2 protein-coding genes are annotated in these 22,224 nt (G+C 67.7%); both read left to right on the forward strand.

All coding sequences use genetic code 11. The annotated features are described in order from the left end of the window. Window positions 1-106: 106 nt before the first annotated feature. Window positions 107-14,482 carry a non-ribosomal peptide synthetase gene (locus OG874_RS39760; protein WP_330252183.1) on the forward strand — a complete coding sequence of 4,792 codons (14,376 nt, stop codon included), beginning with the start codon at window positions 107-109 and terminating at the stop codon, window positions 14,480-14,482. Between the two features lie 201 nt (window positions 14,483-14,683). Next, the gene (locus OG874_RS39765; protein WP_330252184.1) at window positions 14,684-22,087 is read left to right on the forward strand and encodes an amino acid adenylation domain-containing protein; all 7,404 of its coding nucleotides are present in this window, start codon (window positions 14,684-14,686) and stop codon (window positions 22,085-22,087) included. Window positions 22,088-22,224: the final 137 nt, after the last annotated feature.

Genomic DNA, 22,224 nt, shown 5'->3' on the forward strand with positions numbered 1-22,224 from the left:
GGTGTTCGGTGTAACGACAAATGGTAGGAAGTAAATCCCTGATGGTGGGCTCGTTCGGATGTGTGTGGGTGACGCGGCAGCGCGTCGAGCGGCCGGGGTTCGGCGCATGACGCGGCCGAATCGTGAGCGCCCCAACCGGATTCGACGCCCGCGGATCAAGACCCTGCCGCAGTTGCTGACCACCGCGGTGGAGGCCAATCCGGCCGGACCGGCGGTCGTCTTCGCGGACGCGACAACGACATCGGCGCGGCTGAGTTACGCCGAACTCGATGATCGGTCGAATCGCTTGGCGCGCTTGCTGATCGAACGCGGGGTCGGACCCGAGGATCTGGTCGCCGTCGGCATCGCGCGGTCGGTGGCGTCGGTGGTCGCGGTGTGGGCGATCGCCAAGACCGGTGCCGGATTCGTTCCGGTCGACCCGAACTATCCCGCTGATCGCGTGGCGCACATGCTGTCGGATTCCGGTGCGGCACTCGGCATCACGGTGGCGGCCGAGTCGCTACCCGGTACGACGGAGTGGCTGGCCATCGACACCGCGGCGTTCGCGCGGCGACTCGAGGCGTATTCGGCCGATCCCATCACTTACGCGGACCGGGTTCGGCAACTGCGGGCCGAACATCCGGCCTACGTCATCTATACCTCCGGATCGACCGGTACGCCCAAGGGCGTGGTCGTCACGCAGGCCGGGCTCTCGAATTTCTGCGACGAGCAGCGCGAGCGTTATCAGGTGACATCCGATTCGCGCACACTGCATTTCGCGTCGCCCTCCTTCGACGCGTCGGTACTGGAGCTGCTGTTGGCGTTGAGCCGGGGTGCGACGATGGTGGTCGCCGCGCCGACGGTGTACGGCGGTGCCGAACTGGCTGCGCTGCTGCGACGCGAGCGGGTGACCCATGCCTTCATCACCCCGGCCGCACTCGCCTCGGTCTCGCCCGAGGGGCTGGACGAATTGCGTGTCGTGGTCGCCGGTGGTGAGGCGTGCCCGCCGGAGTTGGTGCAGCGCTGGGTTGTTCCGATCGCCCAGGGCCGAATCCGTGAGTTCTACAACGGATACGGGCCCACCGAGACCACGATCATGACCAATATCAGTGCGCCGATGACGCCCGGCGTGCCGGTGACGATCGGTGGGCCGATCCGCGGCATCACCGAGTATGTGCTGGACGAGGAACTGACGCCGGTACCGGGCCGGGTTGTCGGCGAACTCTATATCTCCGGTGCGCAACTGGCGCGCGGCTATCACGGCCGACCGGGACTGACCGCCGCCCGTTTCGTGGCCGACCCGTTCGGTGCGCCGGGCGCTCGGCTCTACCGCACCGGCGATCTGGTGCGCTGGACGGCGGAGCGGGAGCTGGAGTATCTGGGGCGCAACGACTTCCAGGTGAAGATTCGTGGCTTCCGCATCGAACTCGGTGAGATCGACGCGGTGCTGGCCGCGCACGAGAGTGTCGGTTTCGTGGTCACCGTCGGACACGAACAGGACAGCGGCACCACGATTCTGGTGTCGTATGTGCGCGCCGCCGACGAGATGTCGGTCGATACCGCGGAATTGGCCGCACTGGCAGAACGGAAACTCCCGGCCCATATGGTGCCGAGCGACATCATGGTGCTCGCGGAAATCCCGCTGACCCCGGTCGGCAAGTTGGACCGGCAGGCGCTGCCCGCACCGCGGTTGCGCAGCACGACCTTCCGCGCGCCAACGGGCGCGGTCGAGCCGGTGCTCGCCGAACTCTTCGCCGAGGTCCTCGGGCTCGAGGTGCCGGTCGGTGCGGACGACGACTTCTTCGCACTCGGTGGCAACTCGCTGATCGGCACTCAGTTGATGGCGCGGCTCGGGGAGGCTTTGGACGCGCGGGTGCCGGTGCGGCTGCTCTTCGAGGAGCCGACTGTCGCCGGGCTGGCCGCCGCGGTAGCGCCGCACGCGGGTGCGGGGGATCGTACGGCGTTGCGGGCCGGTCCACGGCCGGCGGCGATTCCGCTGTCGCTCGCGCAGCAGCGGATGTGGTTCCTGAACCGCTTCGACGCGGCGTCGGCGGCGTACAACATCCCGATCGCGGTGCATGTGCGCGGTGCGCTCGACGTGTCCGCGTTGCGGGCGGCGGTCGCGGATCTCGTTACGCGCCATGAGGTGCTGCGGACGGTGTATCCGCAGACCGCATCCGGTCCGGTGCAGGTCATCCTGCCGCCGGATGACGCGGTACCCGAGCTGATGGTTCAGGCGGTCGCGGTCGAGCATTTCGAATCCGTTGTGCGCGAATTGCTTTCGACGACCTTTGACGTGACCGCCGAAGTGCCGCTGCGGGTCGCGCTGTTCGCGGTCGATGATGCGGACGCGCCGGCCGAGTTCGTGCTGGCGCTGGTGGTGCACCACATCGCCGGCGACGGCACGTCGATGGGGCCGCTGACTCGGGATCTGATGACGGCCTACGCCGCTCGATCGACCGGTACCGCACCGGAGTGGGCACCGCTGCCGGTGCAATACGCGGACTACAGCATCTGGCAGCGCGAGCTGCTGGGTGACGAGGACGATCCGGAATCGTTGGCGGCCGGGCAGATCGCCTATTGGCGCTGCGCACTCGCGGAGCTGCCGGACCAGCTGGACCTGCCGACCGATCGGCCGCGGCCCGCGGTGCAATCCTTCGTCGGCGGCAAGGTCGCGGTGCATATCGATGCCGAAACCCACCGGGCGCTGGCCGAATTGGCCCGCACCGAGGGCGCGACACTGTTCATGGTCGTGCACACCGCGCTCGCGGTGCTGCTGGCCCGGCTGTCGGGCACCGATGACATCGCCGTCGGCACGCCCATGGCCGGTCGTGGTGAGGCGGCGCTGGACGATCTGATCGGCATGTTCGTCAATACCTTGGTGTTCCGGACGCGGGTCGATGCCGCCGCGCCCTTCACCGAACTGCTCGCGGGTCAGCGCGAACACGATATTCAGGCGTTCGCCAACGCGGATGTGCCGTTTGAGCGACTGGTCGAGGTACTCAACCCGGCGCGCTCGACCGCGCGGCATCCGCTGTTCCAGGTGGGATTGTCGTTCCAGAATCTGGCCGCGACGAGTCTGGAGCTGGCCGGACTGACCGTTTCGGGGGTGGACTTCGATGCCGCGGTCTCGCAGTTCGATCTGCACTGGATCGTGGGCGATGTCTTCGATGAGGCCGGTGCCCCAGCGGGTATCCGCGGTGCCGTCACCTATGCCCGCGATCTGTTCGATGAGGCGACGGTCCGGGGTTTCGTGGCGCGGTTCACGCGGTTGCTCGGCGAGATCATCGCCGACCCGCGCACCGCCGTCGGCGACTTGGAGCTGCTCGATGCCGCGGAGCGGGCCGCGCTGATCTCCGGTCGGAATGCGACCGACCACGCGGTGGATGTGGACACGACCCTGGTGTCATTGTTGGACGCGACTGTCGCAGCTACCCCGGCTGCGCTGGCATTGATGGGCTCCGATGGTACGCCGGTCACCTACGGCGAGCTGGATGCGCGGGTGAACCAGCTTGCGCGGTACCTGATTTCGCTGGGCATCGGTCCGGAGTCGCGGGTGGCGCTGGCGATAGGGCGGTCGGTGGATCTGGTCGTGGCGATGTATGCGGTGGCCAAATCCGGTGCCGCGTATGTGCCCCTGGATCCGGACCAAGCGCGGGAGCGGATCGATTACGTCCTGCGCACTGCGGCACCAGCGTGCGTATTGACCAGCACCGATGCGGATTTCGACACCGATGTCGCGCCGGTTGTGCCGCTGCGTCGGCTCGACCTCGGCCACCTGGCCGCGACGCCGATCGACGACGGCGAGCGGACGACGCCGCTGCGGGCGGCGAATACCGCGTATGTGACCTTCACATCGGGCTCCACGGGGCGTCCGAAGGGCGTCGCGGTGTCGCATGCCGCGATCGTCAACCAATTGCGTTGGAAGATCAGCGCATTCGGGCTCGGCCCCGGCGATGCGGTGGTGCTGAAGACGGCCGCCACCTTCGACCTGTCGGTATGGGAGTTCTGGACGACGGTCGTATGCGGCGGTCGACTGGTGCTCGCCACGCCCGACGGACACCGTGACCCCGCCTATCTGAACGACCTGATGGCGCGGGAAGCGGTGACCACCCTGCACGCGGTGCCGTCGATGCTGGACGCGCTGCTCACCGGTCGGCTGCCGTTCACGTTGCGGCGGGTATTGGCGATCGGTGAGGCGCTGCCCGCCGGTCTGGCACAGCGGTTCCGGGCGACCTATCCGCAGAAGGAACTGTTCAATCTGTACGGTCCGACCGAGGCGGCGGTGTCGGTCACCAGTCATCGGGTGACCGATGCGGATGTGGTGTCGGTGTCGATTGGTGCGCCGGAGTGGAACTGTCGTGTCTATGTGCTGGATTGGCGTTTGCGTCCGGTGCCGGTGGGTGTTTCGGGTGAGTTGTATTTGGCTGGTGTGCAGTTGGCGCGTGGTTATTTTGGTCGGCCGGATTTGACTGCGGATCGGTTTGTGGCGAATCCGTTCGAGCCTGGTGCGCGTATGTATCGCACGGGTGATGTGGTGGCGTGGAATGTTGATGGTGGGTTGGTTTATCGGGGTCGTACCGATTTCCAGGTGAAGATCCGTGGTTTCCGTATCGAGCTGGGTGAGATCGAGTCCGCGCTACTGGCCCGGCCCGAAATCGCCCAGGCCGTCGTCATCGCCGATGACGATCCGCACACCGGCGCTCGACTCGTCGCCTACCTGGTCCCCTCGGCCGGTGCCGATGTCGATGTGGCGCAGGTGCAGTCGACGCTGACCACTGTGCTGCCGTCCTATATGGTGCCCGCCGCCTTCGTGGTCTTGGACGCGCTGCCGCGCAATGCCAACGGCAAGCTGGATCGAAAGGCATTGCCCGCGCCCGAATTCGAGACGCACGTCTTCCGCGCGCCATCGACGCCGATCGAGGAGATCGTCGCCGGTGTATTCACCGATGTGCTCGGGCTGGATCGCGTCGGTATCGACGACGACTTCTTCGCACTGGGCGGCAATTCGCTGATCGCCACCCAGGTGGCGGCCCGGCTGGGTGCGGCCCTGGATGCGCAGGTGCCAGTGCGAATGTTGTTCGAGGCGAGCACTGTAGCCGCGCTGGCGGTCCGGGTGGAGCAGCGGGCGGGATCCGGTCGACGGCCGCGGCCGGCCGCCGGTCCCCGGCCGGAGCGGGTGCCGTTGTCGCTGGCACAGCAGCGCATGTGGTTCCTGAACCAGTTCGATACCGCATCGGCCGCGTACAACGTGCCGGTGGCGGTGCGCCTGTCCGGCGCGCTGGATGTCGATGCGTTGCAGTCGGCCGTCGCCGATGTCGTGGCTCGGCACGAGGTGCTGCGCACCCGGTATCCGGCCGATGACGGTGTCGCGTCCCAGGTGATTGTGCCGGTGGGACAGGCGGTACCGGACCTCACGCCGGAGCCGGTCGCGGTCGACGCGCTGCCGGCGCGAATCGCCGAGCTGGTCGGTGCGGGTTTCGATGTGACCGCCGAGGTGCCGTTGCGCGCCGCACTGCTGCGCTGTGCCGACGACGAGCATGTGCTGGTAGTGGTGGCGCATCACATCAGCGCCGATGGCTGGTCGATGGGTCCGCTGACCCGTGATCTGCTGCTGGCGTACGTCGCGCGCGGCGGCGGATCGGCGCCGGCGTGGACGCCGTTGCCGGTGCAGTACGCGGACTTCGCGATGTGGCAGCGGGCCGTGCTCGGATCGGAAGCGGATGCGGATTCGCTTGCTGGACAACAGGTGTCGTATTGGCGGCGGGCGCTGGCGGAGCTGCCGGATGAGCTGAACCTGCCGTCGGACCGGACCAGGCCCGCGGTGCGGTCGTTCGTCGGTGGCCGCACCGATTTCACGATCGATGCGCGGTTGTCCGAGGCGCTGGGGCGCTTGGCTCGTGAGCACAATGCGACGCTGTTCATGGTCGTACACGCCGCCCTCGCGGTGTTGCTGGCGCGACTGTCGGGTACCGACGATATCGCGATAGGCACACCGGTCGCGGGGCGTGGCGAAGCCGAACTCGACGAGGTCATCGGCATGTTCGTGAATACCCTCGTGCTGCGCACCGAGGTGCCCGGCCGGATCGGCTTCGCCGAATTGCTGACACGGGTCAGGGAGGTGGACCTGCAGGCGTTCGCGCATGCCGATATCCCGTTCGAGCGGTTGGTGGATCTGCTCGCACCGGAGCGGTCGACGGCGCGCAATCCGTTGTTCCAGGTGGGACTGTCGTTCGAGAATCTGCCGGACAGCTCCTTCGAGTTGCCCGGATTGCGGATCGCCCCGGTCGATCTCGATATCGCGACCGAGAAATTCGATCTGTCGCTGGCGATTCGCGAGTCGAGTGCGGGGATGTACGCCGAGTTCTCCTATGCGCGCGATCTTTTCGATGAAGCGACTGTTCAGGTGTTCGCGGATCGGTTCGTGCGGCTGCTCGAGGCGATCGTCGCTCGGCCGGAGCTGGCGGTGGGTGATCTGCCATTGCTGGCGGAGTCGGAGGTGAAGTTCCTGACTCAGGTGTATCCGGATCAGGTGATGGCCGGTGGGCTGCTGCCCGATCTGCTGTTGCGTGGGCTGCGTCGTGGTGCGGGCCGGACGGCGATTCGTTACCGGGGCCGTTCGATCAGTTATCGCGAGCTCGACGAGTACTCCGCACGGCTGGCGCGAGTGCTGATCGAACGCGGTGTCGGTCCGGAAAGCCTTGTCGCCGTTGCCTTGCCGCGCTCGTATGAGATGGTCGCTGCCGTACTGGCGATTGCCAAGGCCGGTGGTGCGCAGGTGCCGGTTGATCCGAATTATCCGGTGGATCGGGTGCGGCACATGCTCACCGACTCGGCTGCCGTGGTCGGGTTGACGACCACCGAATATCGCGGTCAGTTGCCGGATGACGTGCGATGGCTCGTGCTCGATGACGCGGAGACGGACGCGTGGTGTGCGAACCGATCCGCTGCCCCGCTCACCGATGCCGACCGGATCGCGCCGCTGCGGCTGCATCACCCGGCGTACGTCATCTACACCTCGGGTTCGACGGGTATGCCCAAGGGTGTCAGCGTGACCCACGCCGGCCTCGGCGGTCTGCTCCGTCACGCGGTAGACCTGTACCGGCTCGAACCCGAGCACCGGTTCCTGCACATCTGCGCGCCGAGCTTCGACCCGTCGGTGCTCGAGTGGCTGTGCGCTTTCTCGGTCGGCGCGTCGTTGGTGATCGTGCCATCGGACATCATCGGCGGTAAGGACCTGGGCGACCTGCTGCGCACCGAGCAGGTGACGCACGCGATCATCACCCCGGCGGTGCTCGGCACGGTCGATCCGTCCGGGCTGGATCAGCTCGAAATGCTGTCTGTCGGCGGCGATGTCACCACGCCGGAGCTGCTGGCCAAATGGCAACCGGGCCGTAGGTACTACAACGGTTACGGCCCGACCGAGACGACCATCATCTCCTCCTATGCGGAATTGACCGCAGGACAGCACATTACGATCGGCACGCCGGTTCGCGGCATGTCCGCGCTGGTGCTCGACGCGCGACTGAATCCGGTGCCGCCAGGGGTGGCGGGCGAGCTGTATCTGGCGGGTGGTGCGCTGGCGCGTGGGTATCACAACCGTCCCGAGCTGTCCGCACAACGTTTCGTGGCCAACCCGTGGGGCGAGCCGGGCGCACGGATGTATCGCACCGGCGACCTGGTCCGCTGGTATGCCGCGCCGGGGTCGCGCGACACCGCGTGGCAGCTGGACTATGTGGGGCGCACCGATTTTCAGGTGAAGATCCGCGGCTTCCGCGTCGAGCTCGGTGAGATCGATGCGGTGCTCGGCGCGCACGAGGACGTCGCCTTCGTGGTCACCATCGGTCGCGAAACAGCTGCGGGCGCAACGGTTCTGGTGTCCTATGTGCGCGCCGCGACCGATCGCGCCGTCGATCCGGACCGGCTGACGGAGTTCGCGGCGCGGTCGCTGCCCGCGCATATGGTGCCTTCGGCGGTCGTCGTACTGGACGAAGTTCCGTTGACCTCCAACGGGAAGCTCGACCGTAGTGCGCTGCCGGAGCCACACTTCACGGCCACGGTCTCGCGGGTGCCGTCCGGTCCGGTGGAATCGCGGATCGCCGAGCTCTTCGCCGAAGTCCTCGGCGTGCCACAGGTCGGAGTCGACGATTCCTTCTTCGCCATCGGCGGTGACAGCATCATCTCGATCCAGTTGGTATCGCGCGCCAAGGCGGCCGGGATCGTGTTCACGCCGCGAGATGTGTTCGAGCAGAAGACCGTTGCCGGACTGGCCGGCGTCGCGATCGCCGGGGAGGCGAACGCGCCGGTCGTGCTCGCGGAACTGCCCGGCGGCGGTATCGGCGAGATTCCGCTGACACCGGTGCTCGCCGGATTCCTGGACGGCGGCTCATTCGACCGGTTCGCCCAGACCATGGTGCTCGCACTGCCGGACGGCATCGATCGCGAAGGCCTGGTCGCCACGCTCAGCGCCGTGCTCGACCACCACGACATGCTGCGCGCCCGCGTCCGGCAGGTCGATGGGCGATGGCAGCAGGAGGTACCGGCGCCGGGGACCATCGACGTGGCGGCCCTGGTCGCCGAGGTGGACGTGCTCGCCGAAGCCGAACTGAACGAAATCGGCAACGCCGCAATGGATTCCGCGCTGACGGCGCTGGATCCGGCGGCGGGCCGGATGATCGCGTGCACCTGGTTGCGTCGACCGCACGCGCGCGATCTGCTCGTCGTCGCGGCGCATCACTACGTGATCGACGGTGTGTCGTGGCGAATCCTGATCCCGGACCTGGTCACCGCATGGCTGCAGCGCGACGCGGGACTCACCGTCGCACTGCCCGCGGTCGGCACATCCTTCCGACGCTGGGCGCACGGTCTGGTCGAGGCGGCGAGCACGCCGTCGCGCATCGCCGAACTGGGCCGTTGGCGCGAAGTACTGGCCACACCGGATCCGCTGCTCGGCACCCGCGCTCTCGACCCGACGATCGATACCCACGCGACGGTGCGCCGTTTCCAGGTCGAAGTGCCGGTCGAAGTCGCCGACGCGGTCCTGACCGAGGTACCCGCGCGGTATCGCGGCGGGGTCAATGACGGTCTGCTCGCGGCACTGGCCGTGGCGGTGCGGGCCTGGCGCGCGCGGCGCGGTCTCGACGCACCGGTCACCAAGATTCGGCTCGAGGGCCACGGCCGGGAGGAATCGACCGTCCCCGGCGCCGATCTGACGCGCACGATCGGCTGGTTCACCAGCGTGTACCCGGTCGCACTCGACCTCACCGGCCTCGCCGAAGGCAACGCGGGTGCGTCGATCGCGGCGGTGCTGCGATCGGTGAAAGAGCAGCTGCTCGCGGTGCCGGATAAGGGCATCGGCTTCGGCCTGCTCCGCCGGCTCGACCCGAAGACCGCCGCCGCGCTCCCCGGTGATCTCGGGCAGATCGGCTTCAACTACTTGGGGCGGGTATCCGCGGGCGGTGCGCCGGCGGGGCTGACCGATCCGGGCTGGCTGCCGACCGGTGAGCTGGGCGAGCTGGACGGCGGCCAGGATCCGGCCCTGCCCGCGTCGGCCGTCGTCGATATCAACGCGATCGTCGTCGATACCGACTCCGGACCGCGAATGGATGTGCTGTTCCAGTACGCGAGCGAGATCATCGATGAGGCGGCGGTGCGCGAACTCGCCGCGGACTGGCTGGCCGCGCTGACCGCGGTGGCCGGGCATCTGGCCGATCCGGCGGCCGGTGGCTTGACGCCGTCGGATGTGCCGCTCGCGCGGGTCACCCAGAACGAGCTCGACAGCTGGCGCGAGACCTATCCGGGCCTGGCCGAGGTGCTGCCGCTGTCGCCGCTGCAGACCGGACTGCTGTTCCTGATGGAATTGCTGGCGGAGTCGGTGGACCCGTACGTCATTCAGGTATCCATCGGGCTCGCGGGCGAATTCGAGCTCGATCGCCTGCGCCGTGCGGCACAGGCCGTGCTGGACCGGCACCCGAATCTGCGCAGCGCCTTCGCCTTCGGCGCCGAAGGCAGGCCGGTGCAACTGATCGCCGACGCGGTGCCGGTGCCGTGGCAGGTGGTCACCGGTGTGCCCGATGCCGAGCTGCCCGACCTGCTCGCCGCGGACCAGCGCGTCGGATTCGATCCCGCGGCCGCGCCGCTGCTGCGATTCACGGTGTACCGCACCGAATCCGGTGACACCCACCTGGTGCTGACCGCGCATCACATCCTGCTGGATGGCTGGTCCATGCCGCTGCTGATGAAGGATCTGCTGGTCCTGTACGCGACCAGGAGCGATGCGTCGCCGCTGCCCGCGGCGCGTCCCTACCGCGACTTTCTGACGTGGTTGTCGCGCCAGGATCGCACCACCACGCTGCGCGCTTGGGATGCGGCGCTGACCGGCGTCGAGCCGACCCTGCTCGCCCCCGCGCTGGTACGGCCCGCCGTGCCGGACACCGGATTCGGCAAGTCCGCGTTCGAGCTTTCGGCGACCGAGACGGCCGCACTGACGGCTTGTGCCGCCGCGGTCGAGGTCACCGTCAATACCGTGGTGCAGGCAGCGTGGGGCGTGGTCATCGCCGAGCTCACCGACCGCGACGACGTCGTCTTCGGCGTCACGGTATCGGGTCGCCCACCTCAGCTCGACGGTATCGACGTGATGGTCGGCCTGTTCGTGAACACCATCCCGGTGCGCGTCCGATTCGGCACGCGGACAACGGTTTCCGATCTGCTGGTCGATCTGCAGGCCGAGCAGGCGGCGCTGCTCGAGCACCACTATCTCGGGCTCGCCGAGGTACAGGGCGTGGCGGGCGGGGCGGAGCTGTTCGACTCACTGGTCGCCTACGAGTCCTATCCGATCGATGCCGATGGCCTGCGGCAGGCGGGCAATGCCATCGACGGGCTGCTGGTCACCGGCGTGCGTTCGGTCGACTACACGCACTATCCGGTCACGGTGCGGGTCGAGCTGGACACTCGGCTGCGGGTGGAGGTGCTGCATCGGCGCGATACCGTCGCCGATGCGGCGGCGCGGGCGCTCACCGACCGGTTGCGCGCGGTGCTCGGTGAATTCGTTACCGCGCCACAGCATCCGGTCGCGGCGGTGCGCGGCGTCGTGGGCAGCGACGTGCTCACTCAGGCCCGGTACTGGCGTTCCATGCTGGCGGGGCTGCCGGATGAGCTGCCGTTGCCGATGGATCGGCCGCGTTCGGTGGCGCCGACCCACGGCGGTGGGCAGGTGACGCTCGAGGTCGGCGTGCACCTGCACCATGGCCTGCGCCGACTCGCCGAGACACGGGATACGACGCTGTTCGCGGTGCTGCACGCGGCGTTCACGGTGCTGTTGGCGCGACTGTCCGGTACCACCGATATCGCAATCGGCACCTCGGTGACTGGCCGCGAAATCGATGGTGCGAGCGGCTCTTTCGACAATACGGTGGTATTGCGGACCGATTTCGACGCCGGTGCGAGTTTCGACGCGCTACTCGCCGCGATCGGCTCGGTCGACGCCGCCGCCTTCGAAAACGTCGATGTGCCCTTCGAACAACTCGTCGACATGCTGGACCCGGTCCGGGTAATCGGCAGGCACCCGCTGTACCAAGTTGCCATCGACCTCCGCAACGCCCGGCCGGCGGATCCGATCCCGGTCGATCTGCGGTTGTCGCTGACCGAACGGGTCGGCCCGCGCGGCGATACCCACGGGATGCTGGCCGAATTCACCTACGCGACGGATCTGTTCGACGCGGCGACCGCGCAGAGCATCGCCGATCGGTTCGGCCGCATCCTGGCAGCGGTGGTCGCCGACACCGCCGTGACAGTCGGCGATATCGAATTGCTGGCACCGCAGGAACGCGCCGGCGTGCTGCACGAATGGAATTCGCGCGGTGCGTGGGTGCCCGCCGCGACGCTGCCCGAGCTGATCGCAGATCACGCCCGGCGCAGGCCGGATGCGATGGCGGTCCGGTTCGGCGACACCGCACTGAGCTTCGCGCAGTTGCGGCGGCGGGCGAACCGGGTGGCCAGGGCACTGATCGCGGCCGGTGCCGGACCGGAATCACTGGTGGCCGTGGCGGTTTCGCGCACCGAAGAGCTCCCGATCGCATTGCTGGGTGTGCTCACCGCCGGTGCGGCCTACCTGCCGGTCGACATCACCTACCCGGCACAGCGGCTGGCCTTCGTGCTGTCGGACGCGAAGCCGGTCTGTGTGCTCACCACCGACGAACAGCGTGGCGAGCTCCCGGTGAGTGACCTGCCGGTGATATTGCTCGAAGAGACAGTGGAATTCGCCGACGACCCGATCAGCGATGCCGACCGCCGCGCGCCGCTACTACCCGATCACCTCGCCTACGTCATCTACACCTCGGGTTCGACCGGTGTGCCGAAGGGCGTTGGTGTGGCGCACCGCAATGTGATCGAGTTGTGCGCGAATACCCAGCCGCTGTTCGGTTTCGACGAGACCGATGTATGGACGCTGTTCCACTCCTTCGCCTTCGACTTCTCGGTGTGGGAGCTGTGGTGCGCACTGCTCACCGGCGGCACCGTGGTCGTGGTCGACCACGCCACCTCGCGGACGCCGGACCTGTTCCGCGAGCTGCTGATTCGAGACCGGGTGACGGTGTTGAATCAGACACCGTCGGCGTTCTACCAGCTCATCGAGGCCGACCGGGCCGCATCGGCGGGCGAGTTCGCGCTACGGCACGTGATATTCGGTGGCGAGGCACTGGATCTGCGTCAGCTGCGGCGCTGGTACGAGCGACATCCGGCGGAGGCGCCGCGGTTGGTCAATATGTACGGCATCACCGAAACCACTGTGCACGTGTCGTTCCTGGCGCTGGACGAACAGGTCGCGGACAACCCGGCCAGCCTGATCGGGCGCGCGTTGCCCGGCCTCGACAGTTATGTGCTCGACGAGCGGTTGCATCCGGTACCGGTCGGCACACCGGGCGAGATCTATATCGCTGGTGCCCAGCTGTCCAGGGGCTATCTCGGCCGCCCGGGTCTCGCGGCGGCACGGTTCGTCGCGAATCCGTTCGGCGCACCGGGTTCTCGCATGTACCGCACCGGTGACCTCGGGCGCTGGGGCCACTTCGACGGAGAGACCGGGCTGGCCTACGCCGGCCGCACTGATCAGCAGGTGCAGTTGCGCGGCTTCCGAATCGAGTTGGGGGAGATCGAATCCGCGCTGCTGCGCTGCCCGGGCGTGAGCCGAGCGGTGGTGCTGGTCCACACCTCCGAACGCCTCGGTGACCAGCTCGTCGGCTACGTGGTGCCCGCCTCGGGCGCCCACCTGGACGCGGATGAACTGCGCGTTCAGGTGGCCGAATTCCTCACCGGCTATATGGTTCCCGCCGCGATCGTGCCGCTCGATGTCATGCCGCTGACGCCGAACGGCAAATTGGACCGGCACGCACTGCCCGAGCCGATGTACGAGGCACGGCAGTACCGCGCGCCGGCCACCCCGATCGAGGAGAACGTCGCCGCGGCCTTCGCTGAAGTGCTCGATCTGGACCGATTCGGGATGGACGACAACTTCTTCGAACGCGGCGGCAACTCGCTGATCGCCACGAAGCTGACCGCGCGGCTGAGTTCGGTGCTCGGCGCGAAGATTCCGGTGATGCGGGTGTTCACCGCACCCACCCCGGGCGAATTCGTCACCGAGCTGGCGCGCCGGGCCAGCGGTCAGGTCGAGGGCGAGGCGGCCTTCGATGTGCTGCTGCCGCTGCGGGCGACGGGCTCCACCGAACCGCTGTTCTGCATCCATCCGGTCTCCGGCATCGCATGGTCGTTCGCCGGTTTGGCCGCCTATCTCGACCCCGCGCGTCCGATCTACGGCGTGCAGGCGCCGACGCTGGCCGCGGCGACACAGCTGCCGGACACCATCGAAGACTGGGCCCGGATCTATGTCGAAGCGATCCGCTCGGTCCAACCGCAAGGCCCCTATCATTTGATCGGCTGGTCGATGGGCGGTGTCTTCGCGCACGAGATCGCGGTGCAGTTGCAGGCGGCCCGACAGCGGGTGGCCCTGCTCGCGGTGATGGACAGCTATATGGCCGATCCGCCGGATGAACGCGCCGATGGCGCGGGTTCGCCGGTGCCGGTGGCCGAGCTGATCGGCGGATTGCTCGGCGAGCAAGCCGGTGACCTCGGCTTCGACACCGACGTGGATTGGGGCGCACTCGCCGAGCGGCTGGTCGAACTGCCGGAGCCGTTCGCCTCCTTCGGATCCGATCGGTTCACTCGGGTGCTGGACACCGCCGTGCATTCGGTGCTGCTACGTAATGCCTATCGCCCGGCGCGGTTCCACGGCGATGTCATCTACTTCACCGCGGCCCTCGACGATTCCACCGGTGCGATCGGTGCCTCGATCTGGGCCGAGGTGGTCGACGGCGCGGTGGACAATCGCGCGGTGCCGACCACGCACTGGCGGATGACGGCCGCCACCGGACTCGCCGAAATCGGCCGGGTGCTGACCAGCATCTGGCATGAGCGGGCGGCCGAACGCGCTGTCGGCGAGGGGGGAGAAATGTGAGGTAACTCACTGTGAACCGGCCAGTAGCAACATCGACAATCGAAGTCCGATACACAGCTGTCACGTCTGCGATCCCACCGCGCAGGCGCGACCGTGCGTGGAACGGGCTTATATGATGGCCCGGACTGTGCTGGCCCCGGCGCTATATGTCCCATTAGGGGTGGAGCAGGTCCAGCTGGACGCGAGAGGTAAATGCACCAAATGGAAACCGCCCGTCGTTCCGCCCGTGGTAGCCGTCGACGCAGGTCAGGGAGCCCGCTCTTCGCGCAGCTGCTCACCGCCGCGGTCGAGGCAGAGGCCACCGCGGTCGCGATCCGGTACAACCCGACCGGCGCCGCGGCGGATCAGCGTCAACTCACCTACCGTGAACTCGACACCGCCTCTTCGCGCCTGGCCCGCGAGCTGATCGAGCGCGGGATAGGCGCGGGCGACTACGTCGCGATGGGCATTACCCGTTCGGTCGAATCCATCATCGCGCTCTGGGCGATCGCGAAGACGGGCGCGGCCTATGTGCCCGTCGATCCCAACTATCCGTCGGACCGGATCCAGCACATCGTGACCGATTCCGGCGCGAAGCACGGCCTGACCACCTCGGCGCACCGGGCCAAACTCGGTACTTCGGCCTACTGGATCGAAATGGACGATCCGGTGCTGTCCGAGCGCATCGCCGCCCGGCCCGACCACCCGGTCTCCTATGCCGACCGGGTGCGCGTGGTGAACGAAAACCACCCGGCCTACGTCATCTACACCTCCGGCTCGACCGGCAAGCCGAAGGGCGTCGCGGTCACCCATACCGGTCTGGCCGGTCTGGCCGCGGTCGGCGAGCATTATCTGATCGACGCGGATTCACGTGTCTCGCACCTCAGCTCGCCGAGTTTCGACTTCTCGATAATGGAGACGCTGTTCACCTTCTCGGCGGGCGCGACCCTGGTGATCGCCCCGCCGACGGTATTCGGCGGCGTCGAACTCGCCGATCTGCTGCGCCGCGAGCAGGTTACGCATCTGCTGATCACGCCGGGTGCGCTGGAATCGCTGGATACGAATGATCTGGATGATCTGCAGGTCGTAGTGGCCGGTGGCGACCGGCTCGGCGCGGATCTGGTAGCACGGTGGGCCGATAACGGCCGGTCGATGTTCAACGCGTACGGGCCCAGCGAGGCGACCGTGATGGTCACCAGCACCGAGGCACTGGAGCCGGGGGAGCCGGTCACCGTCGGCTCCGCCATCGCGGGTGTGGGTGCGTTCGTACTCGATTCGCGGTTGCGCCCGGTGCCCGCGGGTGTCGTCGGCGAACTCTACGTCTCGGGTGCGGTGCTCGCGCAGGGTTACCTCGGCCGCCCGGAGCTGACCGCAGAACGTTTCGTCGCCAGCCCGTTCGGCGCGGAAACCGATCATCCGGGTGCGCGGTTGTATCGCACCGGAGATCTGGTGCGGCGCACCGACAGTGGCGCGCTGGAGTACCTGGGCCGCTCCGACTTCCAGGTCAAGATTCGCGGCCTGCGCATCGAACTCGGCGAGATCGACAACGCACTGACCACGCACCCGGATGTCGACTTCGCCGCCACGCTCGGCAAGACGCTGCCCTCGGGCACCACCGCCCTGGTCGCCTATGTGCTGCCGCGCGACGGCGCCACCGTGGACACCGGAGAGCTGGCGGCCCACATCGGGGAAACGTTGCCGGACTACATGATTCCGGCCGTCATCATGGTGCTCGACGAGATCCCGCTGACACCGGTGGGCAAGCTGGACCGGACGGCGCTGCCCGAGCCGGTCTTCGCCGCCCGGCAGTTCCGTGCCCCGTCGAATCCGGTCCAGGAGATCGTCGCCGAGGTGTTCGCGGCCCTGCTGCTCGGCGGCGCGGCTGACGCGCGCGTCGGCGCGCAAGACGACTTCTTCGAACTCGGCGGCAACTCACTGCTGGCCGCGCAGGCGGCCGCGCGCATCGGGTCCGCACTCGATGTGCGGGTGCCGGTGCAGCTGATCTTCGAGGCCTCCACGGTCTCCGTACTCGCCGAACGTGTCGAGCAGCACGCGGGTTCGGCGGTGGGCCGGGCACTGACCGCGCAGACCCGCCCGGACCGGATTCCGCTGTCGTACGCGCAGCAGCGGATGTGGTTCCTGAACCGTTTCGATACCGCGAGCGCGGTCAACAACATTCCGCTCGTGGTGCGACTGTCCGGTCGACTCGATATCGACGCGTTGCGCGCCGCGACGCGCGATCTGATCGAGCGCCACGAGGTGCTGCGCACTATCTACCCGGAAATCGACGGCGAGGGCTTCCAGGTCGTACTGCCCGCGAGCGATGCGCGTGCGGTTCCCGAACTGGCCGTAACCGCCACTGCCGCAGGTGGACTGACGGATCTGGTCATCGCCGAGGTGCTGGCCGGATTCGATGTGACGACCGCGCCGCCGGTGCGGCTGCGGCTGTTGCGGCTGAGCGAATCCGAGTACGTGCTGGTGGGCGTGGTGCACCACATCGCGGGGGACGGGTTCTCGCTCGGCCCGCTGGCCCGCGACCTGATGTCGGCCTATTCCGACCGCGTGCGCGGCGGACGGCCGCAGTGGCGGCCGCTGACGGTGCAGTACGCCGACTACACGATCTGGCAGCGCGAGATTCTCGGCGGCGAGGACGATCCGGAATCGGTGTTCGCACAGCAGATCGCGTTCTGGCGCGACGAATTGGCCGCGCTGCCCGAACAATTGGATCTACCCGCGGACCGCCCGCGTCCGGCCGCCGCGTCCAATAATGGCGGCGTTGTCGCCTTCGATGTCGACGCCGACGTGCACGCCGGCCTCAACCGTCTTGCACACGAACACAATTCGACGCTGTTCATGGTCGTGCACGCGGCCTTGGCGGTGCTGCTGTCGCGTTTGTCCGGCACCCGCGATATCGCGGTGGGTACCCCGGTCGCCGGGCGCGGCGAGGCAGCGCTGGACGATCTGATCGGCATGTTCGTCAACACCCTGGTGCTGCGGACCGAGATCGATCCGGGCATCACCTTCGACGATCTGCTGCGCGTGGTGCGCAAGGTCGACGTGGCGGCCTTCGGCCACGCCGATGTGCCGTTCGAGCGGCTGGTCGAACTGCTGGATCCGGTGCGCTCCGCGGCGCGGCATCCGCTGTTCCAGGTCATGCTGGTGTTCCAGAACCTGGCGCGCACCGAACTGGAACTGCCGGGGTTGACCGTCGCGGGGGTGGATCCCGGGGTAGCGCTGGCCAAATTCGATCTGCAGTTGGAGATCGCCGAGAACGCCGACGCGCCGGGGATGTCGGCGACATTCACCTACGCCACCGACCTTTTCGACGCCGCGACCGTACAGGACTTCGCCGATCGCTTCCTGCGGGTGCTGTCCACCGTGGCGGTCGATTCCGATGCGGTGCTCGGCGATATCGATCTGCTCGCCCCCGGCGAGCGCGATCTGGTACTGCACGAATGGAATTCGGCCGGGGCGATGGTTCCGGAGGTGACCCTGGTCGACCTCATCGCCGAGCAGGCCCGCCGCCGGCCGAATGCGATCGCGGTCCGATTCGGTGATACCGCACTGAGTTTCGGTGAACTGCAGCGGCGCGCGAACCGGGTGGCGCGGGCGCTGATGGCGCGCGGCGCGGGTCCGGAAGCGCTGGTCGCGGTCGCCGTCGGCCGGACCGAACTGCTGCCGGTCGCGCTGCTCGGTGTGCTCACCGCCGGTGCCGGATACCTGCCGATCGACACCACCTACCCGGCGCAGCGGCTCGAGTTCATGCTGCACGACGCCCGCCCGACCTGCGTGCTGACCACGGCCGATCTACTTGCCGACGTGCCCTCGACCGGTGTTCCGATGGTGCTGCTCGAGGACACCGCCGGATTCGGCGAATCGTCGATCACCGATGTCGAGCGCACGGCGCGGCTGCGTCCGGACAACCTGGCCTATGTCATCTACACCTCGGGTTCCACGGGTGCGCCCAAGGGCGTCGGCGTGGCGCACCGCAATGTGGTCGAGCTGTTCGCCAACACCCAGCTGATGTTCGAATTCGACGAGACCGATGTGTGGACGCTGTTCCACTCCTTCGCCTTCGACTTCTCGGTGTGGGAACTGTGGTGCGCGCTCGCCAACGGTGGCACGGTGGTCGTCGTCGACCACCTGACCTCCCGTTCCCCGGAACAGTTGCGCGAGTTGCTGATTCGCGAACAGGTCACGGTGCTCAATCAGACGCCGTCGGCGTTCTATCAGCTCGCCGAGGCCGACCGTGCCTCGCACGCGGGCGATCAGGGCAAGTTCGCCCTGCGCTACGTCGTCTTCGGCGGTGAGGCACTGGATCTGCGGCAATTGCGGCATTGGTACGACCGCCATGCCGTCGACGCGCCGTGGCTGATCAACATGTACGGCATCACCGAAACCACGGTGCACGTATCGTTCCTGGCGCTCGACGAGCAGCTCGCCGAGAACCCGGCCAGCGCCATCGGTCGCGCGCTACCGGGTCTGGAGAGCTATGTGCTCGATGACCGGCTGCATCCGGCTCCGGTCGGCGTGGCCGGCGAAATCCATGTCAGCGGTGCGCAACTGTCGCGCGGCTACCTCGGTCGCCCCGGACTCGCCGCGACCCGCTTCGTGGCGAATCCGTTCGGGGCGCCCGGATCTCGCATGTACCGCTCCGGCGACCTCGGTCGCTGGGCGGGTTTCGGCGGCCACGCGAATCTCGAATACGCCGGTCGCAGTGACCAACAGGTGCAGTTGCGTGGCTTCCGCATCGAACTCGGTGAGATCGAGTCCGCACTGCTGCGTTGCGAGGGTGTGAGCCAAGCGGTCGTCCTGGTGCGTTCGGATGAACACGCGGGTGATCGCCTGATCGGATACGTGGTGGCCGAGGCCGACGCGCCATTGCCGGCCACCGAGCTGCGGGCCGCCGTCGCCGAATTCTTGACCGGCTATATGGTCCCCGACGCCGTGGTCGTGCTGGACGCGCTGCCGCTGACCCCGAACGGCAAGCTGGATCGAAAGGCGCTACCCGCACCGGAATTCGTCAGCGACGCCACCTTCCGTGCCCCGCAGACACCGATCGAGCAGGCGGTGGCCGAGGTTTTCGCCGGATTGCTCGGCGTGCGCGATGTGGGTCTGGACGACGACTTCTTCGGCCTCGGTGGCAATTCGCTGCTGGCCACCCGGGCGGTCAGCCGGATCAACGAGGCGCTGGATTCGAACGTTTCGGTACGTGAACTGTTCGAGGCCTCGACCGTCGCGGCGCTGGCCGGACGCATCGTGCCAGGGTCCTCGACCGGTGCTCGGACACCGCTGGTTCCGGCGGTGCGCCCGGATCGGGTGCCGCTGTCGCTGGCCCAGCAGCGCATGTGGGTGCTCAACCAGATCGACACGAGTTCGGCCGCCTACAACATTCCACTGGCGATCCGGCTGAGCGGCGCGCTCGACGTGCAGGCGCTGCGCGACGCGGTGGCCGATGTATTGGATCGGCACGAGGCGCTGCGCACCCGCTACCCGGCGCCGGGTCCCGGCGGACTGCCGTACCAGGAGATCCTGCCGGTAGCGCAGGCGTGGCCGGGTGGGCTGCGGGTCGAGACGACCGCCGACCCGATTGCCTGGTTCACCGAGATGATGTCGACCGGATTCGATGTCACCCAACAGGTTCCGCTGCGCGGTGTGCTGCTGACCAGTGCGGTGAGCAACGAGAATCTGCTCGCGATGGTGGTGCACCACATTTCCGCCGATGGCGTATCCATGGCCCCGCTGGCCCGTGATCTGATGCTCGCCTACGCCGCACGCTGTGTGGGCGATGTACCGACCTGGACGCCGCTCGAGGTGCAGTACGCCGATTTCGCGATCTGGCAGCGCGCGGTCGTCGGCACCGATGACGACGAGAACTCCACGGCGGCACAGCAATTGGCCTACTGGCGCGATCAGTTGGCCGGACTCGCCGGTGCGCTGGACCTGCCGCTGGATCGCCCGCGCCCGGTGCTGCCGTCCATGCGCGGCGCCTCGATCGGCGTCCTGCTCTCGCCACAGGTGCACGCCGGGTTGATCCGCATTGCCCGCGAACACAATTCGTCGCTGTTCATGGTCGTGCACGCGGCGTTGGCCGTGCTGCTGGCACGGTTGTCGGGCAGCTCCGATATCGCGATCGGCACCCCGATCGCGGGCCGCGGCGAGCGTGCGCTCGATGATCTGGTCGGCATGTTCGTCAATACCCTGGCGCTGCGTACCGCGACCGAATCCGCGACCACCTTCGACGCACTCGTCGAACACGTTCGGGAGACCGATCTTTCGGCCTTCGGCAATGCCGATATCCCGTTCGAGCGGGTGGTCGAGGTGGTTGTGCCCAAGCGCGCGACCTCGCACAACCCGCTGTTCCAGGTGGTGCTGTCGTTCGACAATATCGAGCAGCCGTCGCTGGAACTGCCCGGACTGACCGTTACGGCGCTGGACGCCGGCGTGGTCGCGGCGAAATTCGATCTGCAGGTGATCGTCGAACCGCGGCACGGCGAAGACGGCGCACCCGCCGAGCTGGTCGCCGTATTCAACTACGCGACAGACCTTTTCGACCAGTCGACGGTCCAGGCCTTCGGCCGCCGGTTCGAGCGGATCTGCACCGCGGTCGTCGCGGACCCGCAGGTCAGCATCGGCGATATCGATATTCTCGACGCGGCCGAGCGCGATCGCGCACTGCCCGCGCCGGATAGCGCGCTGGAGCAGACGGCCGACGATGTGCCGGTGACCAGCGGTGCCGCGCTGACCCAGGCGCTGGCCGCGGCGGTGGAAGACGATCCGGGCGGACCCGCCGTGGTCTGCGGCGAGGACGCCGTGTCCTTCCAGGATCTCGACGCGCGATCCTCCCGGCTGGCCCGGGTGCTGATCAGCCGCGGCTGTGGTCCGCGCACCGGTGTCGCGATCCGGCTGGATCGTGGCGTGGAGGTGGTGGTCGCCACGTGGGCAGTGCTCAAGGCGGGTGCCGCGCTGACTCCGGTCGACGCGTTCGACGGACTGCCGCTAGCGACTGCTCGCGGGTCGCTCGAAACAACACTGCCTGCCGGGCCGGAAGTCAAGGTCGGTCTCACCAGCGGCCGCGCACCGATCGGCACCGGCAGCATCGATTGGCTCTCGCTCGACGATCCGGCCGTACTCAGCGAAATCGCCGCCGAATCGCCGCGACCGGTGACCTACGCGAACCGGACGCAGGCGCTGCGCGGTGAGGATCCGGCCTTCGTCGCCGCGGTGACGTTGTCCTACAACGACATCGCGGTGGCGACCAAGCGGCTGCGGGCGCGCACCGAGCTGACCTTCGAATCCCGGCTGTTCCGGCACGGTCGGGCGGATTCGGCGGCGGCGCTGCTGGAAGTGGTGGCGGCCGGTGAGAACGGTGCGTCCGTGGTGGTCACCACCGACGGTGAGCTGGACAACGTAACGCTATCGGCATTGTTGGGCGACGAATGGGTGACGCATCTGTTCATCGATCGTTCCGGTCTCGGCGCCATCGATGTGACGGGGCTGGAGGATCTGCACGCCGTGGTCCTGGACGATGATGCGACAGCACCCGCGCCGGAGTTCGGCGCTGTCGCGGTCGTCGTCGGTCTCGGCGAGTTGCTGGGGGTCGAGGGTCCGGGCGACGCGAGTTGATCTTCGACTCCGAAGATCCATGAGCCGGTGCGCACAGGTCGGCATCGGTGGTGACTGGTCCGCCTGTTGACTTGACGATGGGCGAGGGAGGAACGTTCCTATGGTTGGGGTGCGCGGACAGGATCAGGTGCGGATGG

The sequence above is a fragment of the Nocardia sp. NBC_00565 genome (assembly GCF_036345915.1).
Lineage (GTDB): Bacteria > Actinomycetota > Actinomycetes > Mycobacteriales > Mycobacteriaceae > Nocardia.